Genomic DNA, 18,199 nt, shown 5'->3' with positions numbered 1-18,199 from the left:
GATGACAATATCGTGTGTTGTACCATCTTTTGAATGGACTGTAATCGTATCGGTTAAGCTTTGGCCTTCACCAAGCTGGTCAATCGCGGTACCACGCGTTGTGGGTCTAGCACCTATACCTGATAGATGCCCAGCATCGGCATGGTAATGCCAGGTGCCATCGGTGAGTAAGATTAGATCGCCATAGGTGCCGTGATAGTCGTAACCATTGCTGCCTTGGCGTTCAAATCCTGACTCGCCTACATCGGGGTCTGTGATGGTCAGCTTGCCATCCGCATAGAGTGTTGTATTGCCGAGTATGGCTATGCCTGGTTGGGCATAGTCGGGTGACATGTCGACACCCGCGCTGCTTTCGGTTATTGAACCAGTATCAACGCCAGCGATAGTGGCTTTATCGTCAGTACCATTAATCGTAACTGTGATTTTTTGCTCAGTGCCATCAACGCTGTGGACAACTAGAGTGTCAGTTAAGGCTTCACCGATTTTTAAGCCTTGAATAGCCGTTTGTGAATTATCCGCAGTATAAGTCCAATGACCTAATTCATTGATAGAAAGAGTACCAAACTGCCCTTGTAATGAGGTAGCGGTAAATTGTGCCTCACCATTATCTGCATCCGTTACCGTCAGCGCCCCATCGACACGAAGTTGTCCACTATGAACATCTTTATCTTCGGTAAGGCTTGCGGTGCTGGTGCCGCCAATAACAGCTTTATCGTCAGTACCATTAATCGTAACTGTGATTTTTTGTTCAGTGCCATCGACAGAATGTATAAGCACTGTGTCAGTCACTGACTCACCAGTTTTCAGCCCTTGAATCGCGGTTTGAGAGTTATCCGCAGTGTAAGTCCAGTGACCTAATTCATTGATTGATAGAGAACCAAACTGCCCTTGTAATGAGGTGGCAGCAAACTGGCTTTGCCCTGCATCGGGATCGGTTGCGGTTAACACCCCGTCAACACGCAACTGTCCACTATGAACGTCTTTATCTTCGGTAAGGCTTGCGGTGCTGGTGCCGCCAATCACTACTTTATCATCAGTACCATTAATAGTTACTGTGATTTTTTGTTCAGTGCCGTCAACACTATGCACCAACAATGTATCAGTTAGTGATTCGCCAGTTTTTAGCCCTTGAATAGTCGCTTGTGAATTACCCGCAGTATAAGTCCAATGACCTAATTCATTGATAGAAAGAGTACCAAACTGACCTTGTAATGAGGTAGCGGTAAATTGTGCCTGACCATTATCTGCATCCGTTACCGTCAGCGCCCCATCGACACGAAGTTGTCCACTATGAACATCTTTATCTTCGGTAAGGCTTGCGGTGCTGGTGCCAGCAATAATGGCTTTATCGTCAGTACCGTTAATGGTGACTGTGATTTTTTGTTCAGTGCCGTCAACACTATGCACCAACAATGTATCAGTTAGTGATTCACCAGTTTTCAGCCCTTGAATCGCGGTTTGAGAATTATCCGCAGTGTAGGTCCAATGACCTAAATTATTGATGGTCAGTGTGCCGAATTGACCTTTCAGGGTTTCCGCGCTGAACTGGGCTTGGCCATTGTCACTATCGGTAACAGTGAGTGCACCATCGACACGCAGTTGTCCACTGTGAACGTCTTTATCTTCGGTTAAATTGGCCGTTGATGTGCCACCAATAATGGCTTTATCGTCAGTACCGTTAATGGTGACAGTGATTTTTTGTTCAGTGCCATCAACGCTGTGGACAACTAGAGTGTCAGTTAAGGCTTCACCGGTTTTTAAACCTTGAATAGCCGTTTGTGAATTACCCGCAGTATAAGTCCAATGACCTAATTCATTGATAGAAAGAGTACCAAACTGACCTTGTAATGAGGTAGCGGTAAATTGTGCCTGACCATTATCTGCATCCGTTACCGTCAGCGCCCCATCGACACGAAGTTGTCCACTATGAACATCTTTATCTTCGGTAAGGCTTGCGGTGCTGGTGCCAGCAATAATGGCTTTATCGTCAGTACCGTTAATGGTGACTGTGATTTTTTGTTCAGTGCCGTCAACACTATGCACCAACAATGTATCAGTTAGTGATTCGCCAGTTTTTAAACCTTGAATCGCGGTTTGAGAATTATCCGCAGTGTAGGTCCAATGACCTAAATTATTGATGGTCAGTGTGCCGAATTGACCTTGCAGGGTTTCCGCGCTGAACTGGGCTTGGCCATTGTCACTATCGATAACAGTGAGTGCACCATCAACACGCAGCAGTCCACTATGAACGTCTTTATCTTCGGTCAGGCTTGCAGTGCTGGTGCCACCAATCACAGCTTTATCGTCAGTACCGTTTATGGTGACAGTGATTTTTTGCTCAGTGCCATCAACACTATGCACCAACAATGTATCAGTTAGTGATTCGCCAGTTTTTAAACCTTGAATCGCGGTTTGAGAGTTATCCGCAGTGTAAGTCCAATGACCTAATTCATTGATAGAAAGAGTACCAAACTGACCTTGTAATGAGGTCGCAGTAAATTGTGTCTGACCATTATCCGCATCCGTTACCGTCAACGCCCCGTCAACACGCAACTGCCCACTATGAACATCTTTATCTTCAGTCAAATTAGCCGTTGAAGAGCCTGCGATTTGAGCTTTATCGTCAGTACCGTTAATGGTGACAGTGATTTTTTGCTCAGTGCCATCAACGCTGTGGACAACTAGAGTGTCAGTTAAGGCTTCACCGGTTTTTAAGCCTTGAATAGCCGTTTGTGAATTATCCGCAGTGTAAGTCCAATGACCTACATTATTGATGTTCAGTGTGCCAAATTGACCTTGTAATGATGTGGCGGCAAATTGGCTTTGCCCTGCATCGGGATCTGTTACCGTCAAGATACCATCAACACGCAGCAGCCCACTATGGACGTCTTTATCTTCGCTGAGTGAGGCCGTTGCTGTGCCTGCAATCACGGCTTTATCGTCAGTACCATTAATGGTCACGGTAATTTTTTGCTCAGTGCCATCAACGCTGTGGACAACTAGAGTGTCAGTTAAAGCTTCACCGGTTTTTAGCCCTTGAATAGTCGCTTGAGAGTTATCCGCAGTGTAGGTCCAATGACCTAAATTATTGATGGTCAGTGTGCCGAATTGACCTTGCAGGGATTCAGCGCTGAACTGGGCTTGGCCATTGTCACTATCGATAACAGTGAGTGCACCATCAACGCGAAGTTGCCCGCTATGTACATCTTTATCTTCAGTGAGCGAGGCCGTTGCTGTGCCTGCAACCACGGCTTTATCGTCAGTACCGTTTATGGTGACAGTGATTTTTTGCTCAGTGCCATCAACAGAATGTATAAGCACTGTGTCAGTCACTGACTTACCAGTTTTTAGCCCTTGAATAGCCGTTTGTGAATTATCCGCAGTGTAAGTCCAGTGGCCTAATTCATTAATTGATAGAGTGCCAAACTGCCCTTGTAATGAGGTGGCACCAAATTGGTTTTGGCCTGCATCGGGATCGGTTACCGTCAAGATACCATCAACACGCAACTGTCCACTATGAACGTCTTTATCTTCGGTCAGGCTTGCAGTGCTGGTGCCAGCAATAATGGCTTTATCGTCAGTACCGTTTATGGTGACAGTGATTTTTTGTTCAGTGCCGTCAATGCTATGAACTAACACTGTATCGGTAACTGACTCACCAGTTTTCAGCCCTTGAATCGCGGTTTGAGAGTTATCCGCAGTGTAGGTCCAATGACCTAAATTATTGATGGTCAGTGTGCCGAATTGACCTTGCAGGGTTTCCGCGCTGAACTGGGCTTGGCCATTATCCGCATCGGTAACCTTTAACGTACCATCGACTCGAAGTTGACCATTATGAACATCTTTATCTTCGGTTAAATTGGCCGTTGCTGTGCCTGCAATCACTGCTTTATCGTCAGTACCGTTTATGGTGACAGTGATTTTTTGCTCAGTGCCACCGACACTGTGAACGATCAAGCTATCGGTGATTGATTCACCTGATTTCAGCCCTTGAATTGTTGCTTGAGAGTTATCAACAGTGTAAGTCCAGTGGCCTAAATTATTGATTGATAGAGTACCAAACTGCCCTTGTAATGAGGTGGCAGCAAATTGGCTTTGCCCTGCATCGGGATCGGTTACCGTCAAGATACCATCGACACGCAACTGCCCACTATGAACATCTTTATCTTCGGTCAGGCTTGCAGTGCTGGTGCCAGCAATAATGGCTTTATCGTCAGTACCGTTAATGGTGACAGTGATTTTTTGCTCAGTGCCATCGACGCTGTGGACAACTAGAGTGTCAGTTAAGGCTTCACCGGTTTTTAAACCTTGAATGGTCGCTTGTGAATTATCCGCAGTGTAAGTCCAGTGACCTAATTCATTGATTGATAGAGTACCAAACTGCCCTTGTAATGAGGTGGCACCAAATTGGCTTTGCCCTGCATCGGGATCGGTTGCGGTTAACGCCCCGTCAACGCGCAGTAGTCCTTGATGAACGTCTTTATCTTCAGTTAGTGAACCTGTCGAAATACCACCGATTTGAGCTGACTCGTTACTACCATTTATATTGATAGTAACTCGTTGAGACACGGGATGACCCGAGCTATCTGTGGCTGTAACAGTGAAGGTTTCAACGGCAACTTCGCCTTGATGTAAAGCCAATGTCGCAGGAGAGTGACTATCTAATAGGTATTGCCATTGACCGGTTACCGGATCTATTGATAAATGTCCAAATTGACCGTTACCATTTATTGTTGCCCAAGTGGAAGTATCACCATGATCGGGATCTGTTGCACAGAGTTTGCCACTAACGGTATCGATTGCACCTAACTCATTTAAACTTGCATTATGTATACCCGATATTTGCGGTAAATCATTACTTCCTTCAATCTCTACAGCAATAACTGAGCTAACTGTATTGCCATGGCTGTCAGTAGCTGAAATAACAAATTGTTCTGTTTGGTGAGTTCCTTCAGCTAACGCATTAGTGTGCTGATTATGGTTATCAAGTTGGTAATGCCACTCTCCTGTTAGCTGGTTTAAGGTTAACTCACCATATTTTCCTTGGGCATTTTCAGTATTCCAAAGCACTTGACTCGCGTCTGTCCCTGTTACTTGCATCATCCCATTCGCAGAGCTAACAACATTATCTTCTTTTAATTGTGGTGTTGTTTGTTGGCTTAGTATTTCGACAGTACTTTCATGTTTGCTAGTTGAGTGAGACGCAACAATATCGGGTGGCGCAATGTTTCTTAAAGGCTCTGTAACCTCATGAGTTGTCGTTTGGGTACCCGTTTGAGGCGCGACTATATTTGATAAGTGATGAGCTGAAGAGTTAATTGTAAAAGCGGTTTGAAAGTCATGATTGGTTAGGGTTATTTGAGGCGTTTTAAACTGGCTTATATCTTGATTGGTGACATGACCATTATGAAAATGAACACCTGCTGCTAGCCCTGTTGTTTCAGTTGAGCCCTTTTCTACAATGAGCTTATTTTGTTGCTCTATATTAGTCCCAACATTGCCCGTGTTTGAATTGGTGTCAGTTAAGTCTGCCGTGGCTGTTTGCGCTGACCCATCGTGATTTTCAATTGGGCTTTGCTTTTTGCTAGCTTGTGCAGAATCTGTGGTTGGCTGATTAGCACTGGTTAATGAGGCCTCCATATCGCCGTGTTTATCATCAGAAACGGCAGCACTGTTGATATGCCAAGACTTATCAGCAACAAGATCATTCTGTGGGTTTGAAACTATCTTCCCAGTATCTCTCGACTCCTTTGCACGCAACTTCTTAGCGTCATTATCAATTTTTTTTATAGCTTGCTGAGTTTTCTTTTCAACCCTTGTTTGTTGTTTTTCATTTGGCTGATTGTGATTATTTTTGCTATCTGTCGTCATGGGAAACTCCTACCCTTATCTTTCGCCAAATGCTTCATTAACATTGGTGAAAACCGGTTTCCATAGATACTGAAAAACACTCTTCTCACCAGTCACAATATCTGCTTCACCAGTCATCCCAGGAATTAAAGCAAACTTGTCTGGATTGTCTAAAAAGTAAGGCTTATCGATTGAAAGTTGGACCTTGTAAAATACGCCACCTTTCTCATCTTTGTCTGTACTTGGTGAAATACGTTTAACAATACCGTCTAATGCGCCATATCGGCTGTAATCAAAAGCATCAATTTTTATTCTTGCCGCTTGGCCAACATGTACAAAACCAATATCACGTGGCGATAACTTAATCTCCATTAAACCTGTCTTAGTCATAGGAACAATCACCGCAACCGTACCACCAGGTTGGATCACGCTGCCCGTTGATGAGGTCGGAATAGATTGAATAATACCGTCAACGGGTGCTTTTACAGTGTTTTGTGACACCAAAGAGTTTGATGATTTAAGTCTTGCGGTTACCCCCAGTAATTCAGCTTGAGTATCTGTTCGTTTTTCTCCAACTTCTTTTAACAAGGACGCCTGTTTTTGCTCAAGTTGTTTCTCTAGGTTTAACAAGTTTTTAGATAGCACTTGCTGCTTACTCTCCATTGATTTCAGCTCTCGCATGTAAGAATCTAATTTTTGTTGAGACTCTAAAATTCGTAACTTCGATACAGCTTGCTCTTCAGTAACTGACAGCATCATTTTAAGTGTTTGTTCAGCTGTTTGTATTTGATCGCTTAGTGGTGGAATTTCTTGTTTTAAACCTTCGATTTCAGCTTGGGTTTTCGCAATTTCAGATTCGGATAATTGCTCTATTGCTTCTCGTTCATTAATCATTCGTTTTAGTGATGACTGATGAAGCTTGACGAGTTGTGGGTATTCAAAAGTGAACTCATCAAAATTGGCATCTCTGCCATCAATAAAAGCCTCATAGCGCTCAATACGCATCATCAAATTGGCCCGCTTACTGGTCAGTTCTTCTTCTGCTGATAAACTATCGATAGAAACAAAACTAGCTAATATGTCGCCTTTTTTTACCACATCTCCCTCTTCGACAACGACAGAGGCTATGGTGCCACCAGCGCGACTTTGAATAACTTGTCTATGCCCTAATGGCACCACTTGTCCTTTAGATTTTGAAATTTCTTCAACACTGGTAAAAATAGACCAAACCAACATGATTAACACTGATCCAGTAATGAGTAGAATAATATTTCGGATGAATTTTCGTTCTGCTGGCGCTTCAATTGCTTCAGCAAACTCATGCTCTGGCCATACTCGATTTGCTAATTGACGGTTATCCATTGATTAAAGACTCCTGCATGGCGGTATTAGATGCATCTAATGGTTGAGGTTGTTTTGGGATTGGACCTGCATATACCACAGCGCCCTTATCAAGAATAATGACTTTATCAGCGTGTTTGATTAAATCCTGATCATGGCTAGTAAATATCACGGTTGATGTGCCTTTTAAGTCCACTAAGGTTTTAATCAACTGTTGTTTTGATTGTGGGTTTCTGTGGGGTAAAGGTTCATCTAACAATAACAAAGGCGATTGCTTTATCAGTGCGCGGGCAAGGTTAATATAACTCCCCTCAATAGCTGAAAGCATCGCGTTGTTTTCGCCCAGTAAGTCAACGGTTAAATCGTTATTAATGCTGTCGAAAAAGCTCCCTCCACCAGCGGCAATGATTGAGTCTTTGATTTGTTCATCACTTGCGTCTGGTTTAGCGATACGGATATTCTCAGCTAGTGTCCCTGGGAAAATATCTGGCTGTGATGGACTATAGCCTACCCAATGTCTAAAAAATCCAGTGTCGTATTGCTTTAAATTTTTACCATTTACGGTTACAAATCCAGCTTGTGCTTCTAAGACACCTAATGCGCTCAGTAAAAATGTCGACTTACCACAAGCATTTGGCCCTATAACAGCGACTAACTCACCAGGCTCGATCTCAACACTAACACCAGATAAGGCCGGTTCGCCTTCGGCTTTATACCGTAAGGTAACATGCTGAAATGAAAGCGCAGGAGCTTTGCTATTGTCAGGGATATCGAGGCGCAATTCTGATTGTTCTGTGCTTGCTTGCATAAAACGATCAAATTGTTTCACGGCAATATCCATCATAGTGAACTTTTGTTTTGATGAAAAAGCTAACTGTGCAGGACCTGTAATACGCCAAATCATCATCACACAAGCAATTAACGCTCCCGGTGAAATTGATTGGTTAAGTACCAGAAAAATACCAGTAAATACCGTAATAAGTGCTGTGAATAAACTTAAAGAGTGTGCAATGGCGGCATTAAGGCCATTACGTTTAGCATACAAGAAATTTTGACGGCTATTTTCTTGGCATTGACGCATGAACTTGGTTTGCCAGCCTTCGGTATCACCAGCAGCTTTGAGTTGCAGCAAGTTTTTGGCAAGCTCACTTAACGCATTTTGATACTCACCACTAATCGTTGGTGACGCGGCTTGAACATAACGACTAACGCCTTTCATCACTAAGTAATACAGCAGTAGCATGCCTATTGGCACAAGTACTAGCCAGCCGCTTAAAAACATTATCGCTAACATGGCAATAATAGTGAAAGGCAAATCAACTAAGCCCCCGCCCCCAGGACCAGATAACAGTATTCTGACTTTTTCTGCATTACGCATTCGGGCAATGTGGTTTGAAATCCCCACACGGGAAAGCACCATTAATGGCATATGTAATAAGCGATAAAAAGTGAGTTGTGACAGGTCTCTTGCAAATCGGTTACTTGTTGTCGCTAAGATTTTAGCCCGCGCTAAACGGGTTAAAACTAAAACCCCAAGCGCGAGAGCCCCACCCAGTGCAATACTGGGTAATATCGCTGGTGTTTGTCCACCAATCACTCGGTCATACACAGCCATGGTAAATAAAGGTACAGCTAAACCTGTAATACTCGACAGTAAACTTAGCCAAAAAACGGGCCGATACCACTTCGTGCGCTTACTCATATGCGAAGCAAAGGCTTGAATACTTTTCTTACTACTAGGTAACGCATCAATCGTAAATATAAAGCTATTTTCTGTTAGTTGAGTTAAATCAACTTTATGCCATTGTTTGTTTTCCAGCCTTTCAAAGTCCTTACCTTGTCTTCTTGCAATAAAAGCATTGTTAGTCACTGGAATAACAAGAAATGGGTGTATCGTTAAATGCAGCGTACTATCCAATGGTTGTTTAACTGAAAAACCAATTTGATGTTTTTTTAGTAAACGAGAAACCGCTAATGTATTAAAGTCACTTGTAGTGTCATTAGTTACATTACTGGCTTGGCTGTACAAACCCAGTTGCTGGAATAATTCAACCACTAAAGGTTTTAGTTCTGACTTAGATGTATTCATTGCCCCACCTCCTGTGATTTCTCGCTTTTAGTGGCGGGTTCTTTTTCTGCCTCCGCTTGGACATGGCCATTTACGGTGACTAACTGGTCGCTAATGTTGGCTAGCTCCAAATAATGAGATGCTGCGACTACTGTCATTTGCGTTTTTATTTCGCTCAACAATGTCAGTAACTTATTTTGGGCATCTGCATCTAGGGAAATCATCGGTTCATCTAACAGCAATATTGACGGTTTTTGTACAATGGCTCTGACTAAGGCGATCAGTTTAATGGCCCCCTTGTTAAGCATTTGGTTGTCATTTTCACCTACAGAAGTTTGATAACCATTAGGCAATTCAGCAATTTTAGCTGTTAAACCTAATTGCTCCGCAATAGACATTGCTTGAGGTTCATATTCAGACCTAAACATCGTCATATTCTCTAATAAACTACCACTAAATAAAGTCGGCCATGGGGCTACATAATTGACCGATTGCCTGAATTCCTTACTGTCATGCTCGTGAATCGCCACATTATCAACAGTAACACTGCCAGAATTAACAGTCTGAAAACCCGCTATAATACTGAGTAAATGACTTGCATGACTTAAGGGGTTAGATTGTAAAACAACTAACGAATTGGCTTGAATATCTAAATCAAATTGCTTTATCACAGTACCAAGATTGGTGCTATTGACTTGATTGAAACAAATTGGACCATTAGGTATTTTCTGCTGGTAGGTTTTTTTCCCGGTAAATGACTCAGCAGGAAGTGTCGTTAAATCATCAACATGAGACATGGCTGATTTAGCGCTAACGACTCTAGAGCGAAGGCTGATAATGGCGCTCAAAGGCGCAATCGCGCGCCCAGCTAATATTGAACATGCGGCCAGTCCACCGGTAGTGAGTGTGCCATTTAATACCTCTAAACAGCCTAACATCACCAGTACTAATGTTGTACCTTGTGATGCACCTTGGATCACCTCCTGTAACTTTGCCGATAACCAGTCCACTTGCTGCTGTTCCGCTAAGCGTTGGTGATTAATGTTATTGTAGATACTCGATAAACGATCTTCTAAAGAAAGCGCTTTGGCTGTTGTAAGCCCCGATAAAACTAAAATCAACATCCTTGTCCGTTCCGCATCTGACAAGGCAAGTTGCTCAGTCGCTGCAGCAAGCTTTTTACCGATTATATAAACCAAAGCCCCCACAACTAACCACACCACAATTGGTATAAATACCAGCGGGCCACCGATATAGGCAACCAAAGCTAAAAAAATAATTACAAACGGGAAATCCATTAAAGCCACAATAGCTTGTCCAGAATACAGTTCACGCATACTGGCAATACTGGCCAAGCCATTAGTGACTTTGCCAGTTCCCATCGCCTCAACATGGCGATAATCAGCCTGCATCAATTTACGCACCACATTAGTGGTGGTTTCAAGTTCAAAATTAGCCGCAGACGCAGCCAATAGCCAACTTCGGCCATACCTGAGTAGTAGCTCAAGCACGATAGCTATTGCGACCCCAGAAACTAAAATAGTTGCAGTACCATAACTTTGATTAGGTAAAATGCGATCGTAAATTTGCAACATTGTGAATGGCAAGGCCAGTGACAGTAAATTAATAAATGTCGATGAAAGTAATAGCTCGGAAAAAGCTTTATTTCTGGAAAATAAACGGAAGTTTTCCTGCATACAATAAGTATCCTTCTTATCGCAAATAAAATGATGGTCAAATCATCATTCAAGCATAGCTTGTTTTATTTAAGTTACCCGTTACTAGCCCAAAAAACTAGTAAATACTACTGTGAATATAGTGTCTTGTGGGAAAACCCGAAATTTTACTGACAATATCAAGCTTATTATTACGGCAAGTTTCTAGATTGATTTACTAAACCAAGCGCCCCCAAAATCACAATTGTTCAGAGACATTCATTTCAGCAATTATTAGAGGTGGTTGTGATGACAATATTAAGCAGTGCACCTAAGAATTAACCTAACTCTTTTACATAGAGAGAAGCTTTTATTGCGTAACGATTTTACAAACTAATAAGTGAGGGCATCTAATTTGGGCTCGATTAATGACAATCAGGCGGATTGTCTGAGTCAATCCATACATTTCCAAAATGATTCAGGATATTGCTACTTGGAGCGCTGGGGAATGACAATATATTTTTTAAAGAAGCAGCAAAGCTTAAACAATACAGGTAATTAAAACGAAAAAAGGCTCATCATTTCTGATGAGCCTTTCGTCTTGAATATGGCGGAGAGATAGGGATTTGAACCCTAGATGGGCTACAAACCCATGCCGGTTTTCAAGACCGGTGCATTCGACCACTCTGCCATCTCTCCGAACGAGCGAGATAATAGCTATCTCACTCGCTGCTGTAAAGCATAAATTTAAGATTCTTTACTGTTTGCTTAAGTTAGCATCAATCTGCGCTGTTTTTATTAGCATGAAGGCCAATATTAGCTGGATCAGGCTTAATAAAGTTATTGCTTACCGATGCCCAGCTATCATGCTTAGAGAGCAAGTAACCCAAATAAACCACAACTGCACTGACCACAATACCAAAACCAATAGCCACTTCATTATATTGCACTAACATGGCGACAATACTTGATGCGCCAAACGCCATACCTATTTGAATGAAGTTTTGTAGGCCAGCAGCTTTGGTGGCATTTTGACTAAATTGTTGTAAAGCATTGTTCACTACAATTGGATAAATAGCTCCATTACCTGCTGCAAGTAATGAGAAGGTAATCAATAACGGATAAATTGATTCCATTGGAATAACTAAAGTAACTAATGCGATGGTTGCAACACAGAAGAAAAACAGTCCCAATAAATATTTAAGCGCCAGAGTAGTATCGAACTTTTTCACTAGAACTTTGCTCATGTAACCACCGACGATAAACATGATGGTTTGCGGAATAAAGCTTAAACCAATGGCTTTTGCTTCATAACCAAATTTAATCATCACACTTGGCCACACGGTTAAATAGCTAAAGAATGCTGCTGAACAAGCACCAAAGATTACTACGTTACCTAAAAAACGGGTGTTTTTTAAAATGGTTTTATAGCTGATGTTTTCTTGTGGTTCTGTTTGCTTGTTTTCTGGTGCTACTAACAGTTTAGTCATAACGATAAGCGCAACTGCAAGTATTGCTAAAGTAATGAACACTGCGCGCCAGCCAAATGCATCAACGATTGAAGCGCCAATAAGCGGTGCAACGGCAGGCGATAGTGCCACTAAAGGCATGATGTTTGAAAACACTTTCTGCGCTTTTTCAGCATCATATTTTTCAACCACAATGGCCTGCCAAATGACACCAGCACTACACGCACCTAATGCTTGAAAGAATCGCGCAATGTTAAGCATAATAATCGAGTCACTAGCAACAATTAAGCCGCTGGCCGCAGCAAAGATGGCCAAACCGATCATTAAGGCTTTTTGTTTACCTACTTTTTCAACTAATGGACCATAAAGCAATTGGCCAATGGCTAAACCCGCTAAGAAAGTCGTTAACGAAAATGCGACGTTATTTAAGCTGGTATCAAACGAGTCAGCGATGTTTTGAAATGCTGGTAAATACATGTCGGTGGCGATAAAGCCAAGCATACTTAATAGCGCTAAGTAGCCGAGTAAAATAAAGTACTGCAAATTGGCAGTGTTTGATGATGCGTTCTTCATGAAAAAGTGTCCGAAATTGGCTTAATTAAAAATCAGCGTGCAGTCTAATCACTTGCAAAAGCAATGTGAAACGTTTACTTTTGATGACTGCATTCATAAATTTTCACAGCAAAGGATCGCAAGCTATGCTTTCAGAACAAGCATTAGAAATGATCGACATTGTCGCTCGCCTTGGTAGTTTCACGGCTGCAGCAAATCAATTACATAAAGTACCATCAGCCGTCAGTTATGCAGTAAAACAAATTGAAGATGAACTTGGTGTCATTTTGTTTGAAAGGCATCATCGCAGTGTCAGCTTAACTGAGCCAGGTAAACATTTTGTCGCCCACGCCAGAGAGCTGTTGGCAGACATGAATGACTTAAAGCGCAGCACTCAGCGTGTGGCTAATGGCTGGCAGCCGACTCTTTCAATTGCTTTAGATAATATTGTCCGTGCTGATCGTATTAGTGTATTGATTGCAGACTTCTATCGACACTTTAGTGATGTAGAGTTAATCATCCGCATAGAAGTGTTTAATGGCGTATGGGAAGCACTCGCAACCGGTCGCAGCGACATTGCCATTGGTGCAACCACAGCAATCCCTGTGGGCGGCGTATATCAGTATAAAGACATGCGCGAGATAGAATGGGCGTTTTTAGTCAGTCGTAACCACCCTCTTGCAGACATTGACCGCCCATTAACAGACGATGAATTACGCATCTATCCGTCCATTTGTTTAGAAGACACCTCAAGGGAAATTCCTAAACGTACTACCTGGCTGCTGGCCAATCAGCGCCGGTTAGTGGTACCAGACTGGATAAGAGCATTCAATTGTTTCCGTGATGGCTCTGGTATCGGCTATATGCCTCGAAATCTTGCAAAACCCTTTATTGACTCTGGGGTGTTAATTGAAAAGACCTTAGAACATCCAAGAAATGCCAGCCCATGTTGTTTAGCATGGAATCAAGAAAAAATGTCACCTGCCCTTGAGTGGGTATTAGAATACTTAGGAGATACCGATAAGCTACACCAAGAGTGGTTAGCTTAACCACAAAAGCTGCATGTTGGTGACACTATTAACACGTTGTAATGATAATTTAATGTTCAGTTCAGCTTTCTTAGTAAAAATGTTGTAAAGGACAATTTTTGTTATATGCACATGTGACATTAAATAGACATTAAATAATAGTTAACATGACAGTAGCACTGATATACCTTTAAGCTGTGTTAAAGCTAAGGTATTATAAATCTAAATAATTTAATAAATATCTTTTGTAGTGACTCTACGTCATTACAGTTTTTTTCGAGTCTATGGAGACTGTTATGAATCAACAAACTTTATCGGGCCATCAAGCTACCACGATGGAAACCAATAAACTTATCAAAAATACCTACATGTTATTGTCGATGACGCTTGCCTTTGCAGCAGTCATGGCAGGTGTAGCCATGATGATGAACATTGGCCCTTTCATGTCAATCGGACTATCACTGGGTAGTATCGTAGTCATGATGGTGACTCTGAAAAAAGCAGACAATGCGTCAGGGCTTGCGTGGATTTTTGCCTTTACCGGCATGCAAGGTGCATCATTAGGCTACATCTTAAACCACTATGCTGGTTTAGCTAATGGCCCTGAGCTTATTATGCAAGCGTTTGGTTTAACTTCGGTTATCTTTATTTCTTTATCTGCGTATGCCATTACGACTAAGAAAGATTTCAACTTTATGGGCAGCTTCCTGTTTGCTGGTCTGATTGTGGTTATCGGCGCATCACTAATCAACATGTTTGTTGGTAACAGCGTAGCCTTTATGGCAATTCAAGCTGCAGTAGCGATGCTGATGGTAGGCTTAATCCTTTATGATACAAGCCGTATCGTCAATGGTGGCGAAACTAACTATATCCGTGCAACGATTTCGTTGTTCTTAAACTTCATCAACTTATTTATGGCGCTATTACACTTAATGGGCATGGGTAACGATGACTAGGCGTTAAGTTACTTGGTTATTCATTTGGTTCTAACCTTGTGATTAATCGGTTTACTACGCTAAAATGGCTCCCTTATTAGGAGCCATTTTTTATTGTTATGAATAAATTTATTATCCAAGTTAATGGCACAGTTTATGGCTCAACAGCGAGCTTTAGAGCATTGCGCTTTACTGTAAGCGTATTGTCACTCGGCCATGAAGTAAGCCGAATTTTCTTTTATCAAGACGGCGTGACCAATAGCAGTCAATTAATCTGCCCTGCCTCTGATGAACATGACATGCATAAAGCATGGAAATCCTTGGCCACTGAGCACAATATTCAGTTGATAAATTGCGTATCTGCAGCGCTGCGCCGCGGCGTGTTATCACAGCAAGACGCCAGCGAAAATGCGAAATCACAGTTTAATTCTAGCGCGCCATTTGAAATGGGTGGTTTAGGTGAGCTGGTCACCGGTATTGAAACATCTGACCGATTAGTATGTTTTTAATGCTGATTTTAAATTGCTTGGCAAGGTAACCACATGAAGCAAATTTGCGTTATTTTCCGACAAAGCCCATTGGGCAATAGCTCCAGCCGTGAAGGCTTAGACTTTGCACTACTGAGTGCCAGTTTTGAGCAACAAGTTAGCGTGGTATTTACTGATGAAGCCGTGCTGCATTTACTCGCCGATCAACAAGCTGAATTAGTTGGCAGTAAAGATTACCTGTCGACGTTTAAAGCACTGAATATTTATGATATTGAAACCGTTTTAGTGTGTGAGCAGTCAGCAAAACAATTTGGCATCACTGAAGACAAGTTTAATTTTGAGGCGCAATTAGCTGACAGCGACGCCATTAAGCAATTATTAGCACAAAGTCATGAAGTGGTGGTTTACTAATGATTTTACATCACATTCAAACCTCAGCGACCACTGACAACGCGCTTAATTGCTGCTTACGTTATATTGCTAGTGAAGACAGTATCATCCTTGCTAACGATGCGATTAATTGCTTATTACAAAGCCATTGGCAGCAAAAATTGCAAGATATACAGATTTATATATTATCTGAAGATATACAAGCTCGAGGCTTAACAGCACTTTTACCTAGCAGCGCTAATATCTCAATTATTGATTATGACCAGTTTGTACTGGCTACATTGAAACACACGAAGGTGATTACTTGGTAAATTCAATTGAATTTAATGGGCAACAAATAGAGGTTGATGCTCAAGGTTATTTAAAAAACGTTGCTGATTGGCAACCTGAAATGGCGGCTATTTTAGCTGCAGGTGAAGATATCGTATTAACCGAGCAACATTGGGAAGTGGTCAATTTTGTACGTAATTTTTATCTTGAATACAAAACAAGCCCAGCGATTAGAGTGTTAGTAAAAGCCATTGGCCAGACGTTAGGGCCTGATAAAGGTAATTCAAAATACTTGTATACTCTCTTTCCTGTGGGCCCAGCTAAACAGGCGACTAAAATTGCAGGCTTACCAAAACCTGCTAAGTGCCTATAACTCTTATGTAAGCAGACTTGCTAAATTTACAGCACAAAAAAACCAAACACTATGTTTGGTTTTTTTATGCTCAGATAACGCCTTAGCGCTAGCGAAGACTTAGCCTATTTTTTCTAGGCCGCGCATGTACGGACGTAATACTTCAGGCACGGTAATAGAGCCATCTGCATTTTGGTAGTTTTCAAGGATAGCAACTACTGTACGACCAACAGCAAGGCCTGATCCGTTTAAGGTATGAAGCAAGGTTGGCTTCTTATCATTAACACCACGGTAGCGTGCTTGCATACGACGTGCTTGGAAGTCTTTCATGTTTGAACAAGAAGATATTTCGCGGTAGGTGTTTTGCGCAGGTAACCACACTTCAATATCGTAAGTTTTCGACGCGCCAAAACCCATGTCGCCGGTACATAAAATAACGGTACGATATGGAAGACCTAGCCCTTCTAGTACTTTCTCAGCATGACCGGTTAGCTCTTCTAACGCATTCATTGAATCTTCAGGTTTAACAATTTGAACAAGTTCAACTTTATCAAACTGGTGCTGACGAATTAGACCACGAGTATCACGACCGTAAGAGCCCGCTTCACTTCGGAAACAAGACGTTAATGCCGTCATTTTAAGTGGTAAATCTGCTTCTTCAACGATAGTGTCACGTACCACATTGGTTAAAGGTACTTCAGCAGTTGGAATCAAGCTTAAACCTTGGCCTTCTTCAGTGGCCGGTTTAGTGTGGAACAAATCTTCACCAAACTTAGGTAGCTGACCTGTGCCTAATAAGCTTTCTTCGTTAACCAGTAATGGTACATACATTTCTGAATAACCGTGGTTTTCAGTATGTAGATCTAACATGTACTGACCCACAGCGCGGTTTAGGCGTGCGATTTGGCCTTTCATTACCACAAAGCGAGAACCGGTGATTTTAACGGCGTTTTTAAAATCTAACCCGTCTAAATCTTCACCCAGTTTCACATGATCTTTTACTTCAAAATCAAATGTAGTTGGCTCGCCCCAAGTGCGGACTTCAACGTTATCATTTTCGTCAGCACCGGCTGGTACTGCGTCATCTGGTAAGTTAGGCATGCTCATAGCAATAGCATTTAACTCAGCTAACAATTCAGCTAGTTCAGATTTTTTCGCATCCAGTTGAGCACCTAAGTCCCCTACTTTAGCCATGATTTCACTGACATCTTCACCACGACCCTTTGCTTGACCAATGGACTTAGAAATTGCATTTCGGGATGCTTGCAATTCTTCTGTGGCCACTTGTAGCGACTTACGCTTTTCTTCTAAAGCGGTAAGGCGGCTAATATCAAGGATAAACCCACGCTTAGCTAACAGCTCAGCGGTGACTTCAAGTTCGTTACGCAAAAATTTTGGATCTAACATGTTTTATATTCTTAATAGTTAAATGCGAGAAAAAACTAGCTGCTGACCGACATATACCATGAAAATACACAGTACAACGTTCAACAACACGTTGAGAATAGCTTTTGCAAAAAGACCTTCTTGCATTAGCAATAATGTTTCATTGGAAAAAGTAGAAAAAGTCGTTAAGGCGCCTAACAATCCAACACCTATCATGGCTTTTAATTCAGGACTTAACTGGCTGGCTTGACCAATAGCATAAACCACACCCATCAAAAATGATCCCAATACATTTACCAACAGTGTACCAAAAGGGAAACTGCTTCCAAATAGCTGAAGCATGAAAATTGAGATTAGATAACGAAAAACAGCCCCAATTGAACCACCAAGGGCCACAAACATGATATTGCTCATG

General features: G+C 42.0%; 13 protein-coding genes and 1 tRNA gene. 6 read left to right on the top strand and 8 right to left on the bottom strand.

The features are described 5' to 3' along the window. The 6 genes from BM739_RS04855 to punC form a co-directional block, all read right to left on the bottom strand. A partial coding sequence (locus tag BM739_RS04855) for a VCBS domain-containing protein (protein WP_217697827.1) occupies positions 1–5,871 on the bottom strand: 5,871 nt, incomplete at its 3' end. 15 nt (positions 5,872–5,886) lie between these two features. Beyond that, positions 5,887–7,212 carry an HlyD family type I secretion periplasmic adaptor subunit gene (locus BM739_RS04850; protein WP_076537890.1) on the bottom strand — a complete coding sequence of 442 codons (1,326 nt, stop codon included), beginning with the start codon at positions 7,210–7,212 and terminating at the stop codon, positions 5,887–5,889. Continuing rightward, complete coding sequence (locus tag BM739_RS04845) at positions 7,205–9,280, bottom strand: peptidase domain-containing ABC transporter (RefSeq protein WP_076537887.1); 2,076 nt, start codon at positions 9,278–9,280, stop codon at positions 7,205–7,207. Before BM739_RS04845 ends, BM739_RS04850 begins: the two co-directional genes overlap by 8 nt. Next, the gene (locus BM739_RS04840) at positions 9,277–10,956 is read right to left on the bottom strand and encodes an ABC transporter transmembrane domain-containing protein (protein ID WP_076537884.1); all 1,680 of its coding nucleotides are present in this window, start codon (positions 10,954–10,956) and stop codon (positions 9,277–9,279) included. Before BM739_RS04840 ends, BM739_RS04845 begins: the two co-directional genes overlap by 4 nt. A 566-nt stretch (positions 10,957–11,522) precedes the next feature. Further along, a tRNA-Ser gene (locus tag BM739_RS04835) sits at positions 11,523–11,613 on the bottom strand. An 80-nt stretch (positions 11,614–11,693) separates the two neighbouring features. After that, entirely contained in the window at positions 11,694–12,956 is a 1,263-nt protein-coding gene (punC, locus tag BM739_RS04830; RefSeq protein WP_076537881.1) for a purine nucleoside transporter PunC, read from the bottom strand. A gap of 125 nt (positions 12,957–13,081) precedes the next feature. Here punC and punR point away from each other — a divergent pair, with 125 nt between their 5' ends. The 6 genes from punR (at position 13,082) to BM739_RS04800 (ending at position 16,419) form a co-directional block, all read left to right on the top strand. Further along, positions 13,082–13,984 carry a DNA-binding transcriptional activator PunR gene (gene punR / locus BM739_RS04825; protein ID WP_076537878.1) on the top strand — a complete coding sequence of 301 codons (903 nt, stop codon included), beginning with the start codon at positions 13,082–13,084 and terminating at the stop codon, positions 13,982–13,984. 275 nt (positions 13,985–14,259) lie between these two features. Then, positions 14,260–14,919, top strand: a complete 660-nt coding sequence (locus BM739_RS04820; protein ID WP_076537875.1) for a Bax inhibitor-1/YccA family protein — start codon at positions 14,260–14,262, stop codon at positions 14,917–14,919. 98 nt (positions 14,920–15,017) lie between these two features. Beyond that, positions 15,018–15,407, top strand: coding sequence for a sulfurtransferase complex subunit TusD (gene tusD / locus BM739_RS04815; protein WP_076537873.1), 390 nt, complete (start codon positions 15,018–15,020; stop codon positions 15,405–15,407). Between the two features lie 33 nt (positions 15,408–15,440). After that, positions 15,441–15,797, top strand: coding sequence for a sulfurtransferase complex subunit TusC (gene tusC / locus BM739_RS04810; RefSeq protein ID WP_076537870.1), 357 nt, complete (start codon positions 15,441–15,443; stop codon positions 15,795–15,797). After that, positions 15,797–16,087, top strand: coding sequence for a sulfurtransferase complex subunit TusB (tusB, locus tag BM739_RS04805; protein WP_076537867.1), 291 nt, complete (start codon positions 15,797–15,799; stop codon positions 16,085–16,087). Before tusC ends, tusB begins: the two co-directional genes overlap by 1 nt. Next, entirely contained in the window at positions 16,081–16,419 is a 339-nt protein-coding gene (locus BM739_RS04800; RefSeq protein ID WP_076537864.1) for a TusE/DsrC/DsvC family sulfur relay protein, read from the top strand. The genes tusB and BM739_RS04800 overlap by 7 nt, the downstream gene beginning before the upstream one ends. Before the next feature lie 99 nt (positions 16,420–16,518). On the opposite strand, the gene serS is transcribed toward BM739_RS04800, so the two are convergent. Both serS and crcB read right to left on the bottom strand, forming a co-directional pair. Next, positions 16,519–17,805 carry a serine--tRNA ligase gene (gene serS, locus BM739_RS04795; protein WP_076537861.1) on the bottom strand — a complete coding sequence of 429 codons (1,287 nt, stop codon included), beginning with the start codon at positions 17,803–17,805 and terminating at the stop codon, positions 16,519–16,521. A gap of 18 nt (positions 17,806–17,823) precedes the next feature. Further along, complete coding sequence (gene crcB, locus BM739_RS04790) at positions 17,824–18,198, bottom strand: fluoride efflux transporter CrcB (protein ID WP_076537957.1); 375 nt, start codon at positions 18,196–18,198, stop codon at positions 17,824–17,826. Position 18,199 lies beyond the last annotated feature (1 nt).

The organism is Shewanella sp. UCD-KL21 (genome assembly GCF_001957135.1).
In the GTDB taxonomy this organism is placed as follows: Bacteria; Pseudomonadota; Gammaproteobacteria; order Enterobacterales; family Shewanellaceae; genus Shewanella.
Note: the sequence above shows the minus strand (reverse complement) of the source record. Positions and strands in the feature narration are given on the sequence as shown.

What these genes read in the sequence shown, in the direction of transcription:
- BM739_RS04850 (WP_076537890.1), bottom strand. Translation starts at nt 7,212, where the DNA reads ATGGATAACCGTCAATTAGCAAATCGAGTATGGCCAGAGCATGAGTTT.
- BM739_RS04845 (WP_076537887.1), bottom strand. Translation starts at nt 9,280, where the DNA reads ATGAATACATCTAAGTCAGAACTAAAACCTTTAGTGGTTGAATTATTC.
- BM739_RS04840 (WP_076537884.1), bottom strand. Translation starts at nt 10,956, where the DNA reads ATGCAGGAAAACTTCCGTTTATTTTCCAGAAATAAAGCTTTTTCCGAG.
- punC (WP_076537881.1), bottom strand. Translation starts at nt 12,956, where the DNA reads ATGAAGAACGCATCATCAAACACTGCCAATTTGCAGTACTTTATTTTA.
- punR (WP_076537878.1), top strand. Translation starts at nt 13,082, where the DNA reads ATGCTTTCAGAACAAGCATTAGAAATGATCGACATTGTCGCTCGCCTT.
- BM739_RS04820 (WP_076537875.1), top strand. Translation starts at nt 14,260, where the DNA reads ATGAATCAACAAACTTTATCGGGCCATCAAGCTACCACGATGGAAACC.
- tusD (WP_076537873.1), top strand. Translation starts at nt 15,018, where the DNA reads ATGAATAAATTTATTATCCAAGTTAATGGCACAGTTTATGGCTCAACA.
- tusC (WP_076537870.1), top strand. Translation starts at nt 15,441, where the DNA reads ATGAAGCAAATTTGCGTTATTTTCCGACAAAGCCCATTGGGCAATAGC.
- tusB (WP_076537867.1), top strand. Translation starts at nt 15,797, where the DNA reads ATGATTTTACATCACATTCAAACCTCAGCGACCACTGACAACGCGCTT.
- serS (WP_076537861.1), bottom strand. Translation starts at nt 17,805, where the DNA reads ATGTTAGATCCAAAATTTTTGCGTAACGAACTTGAAGTCACCGCTGAG.
- crcB (WP_076537957.1), bottom strand. Translation starts at nt 18,198, where the DNA reads ATGAGCAATATCATGTTTGTGGCCCTTGGTGGTTCAATTGGGGCTGTT.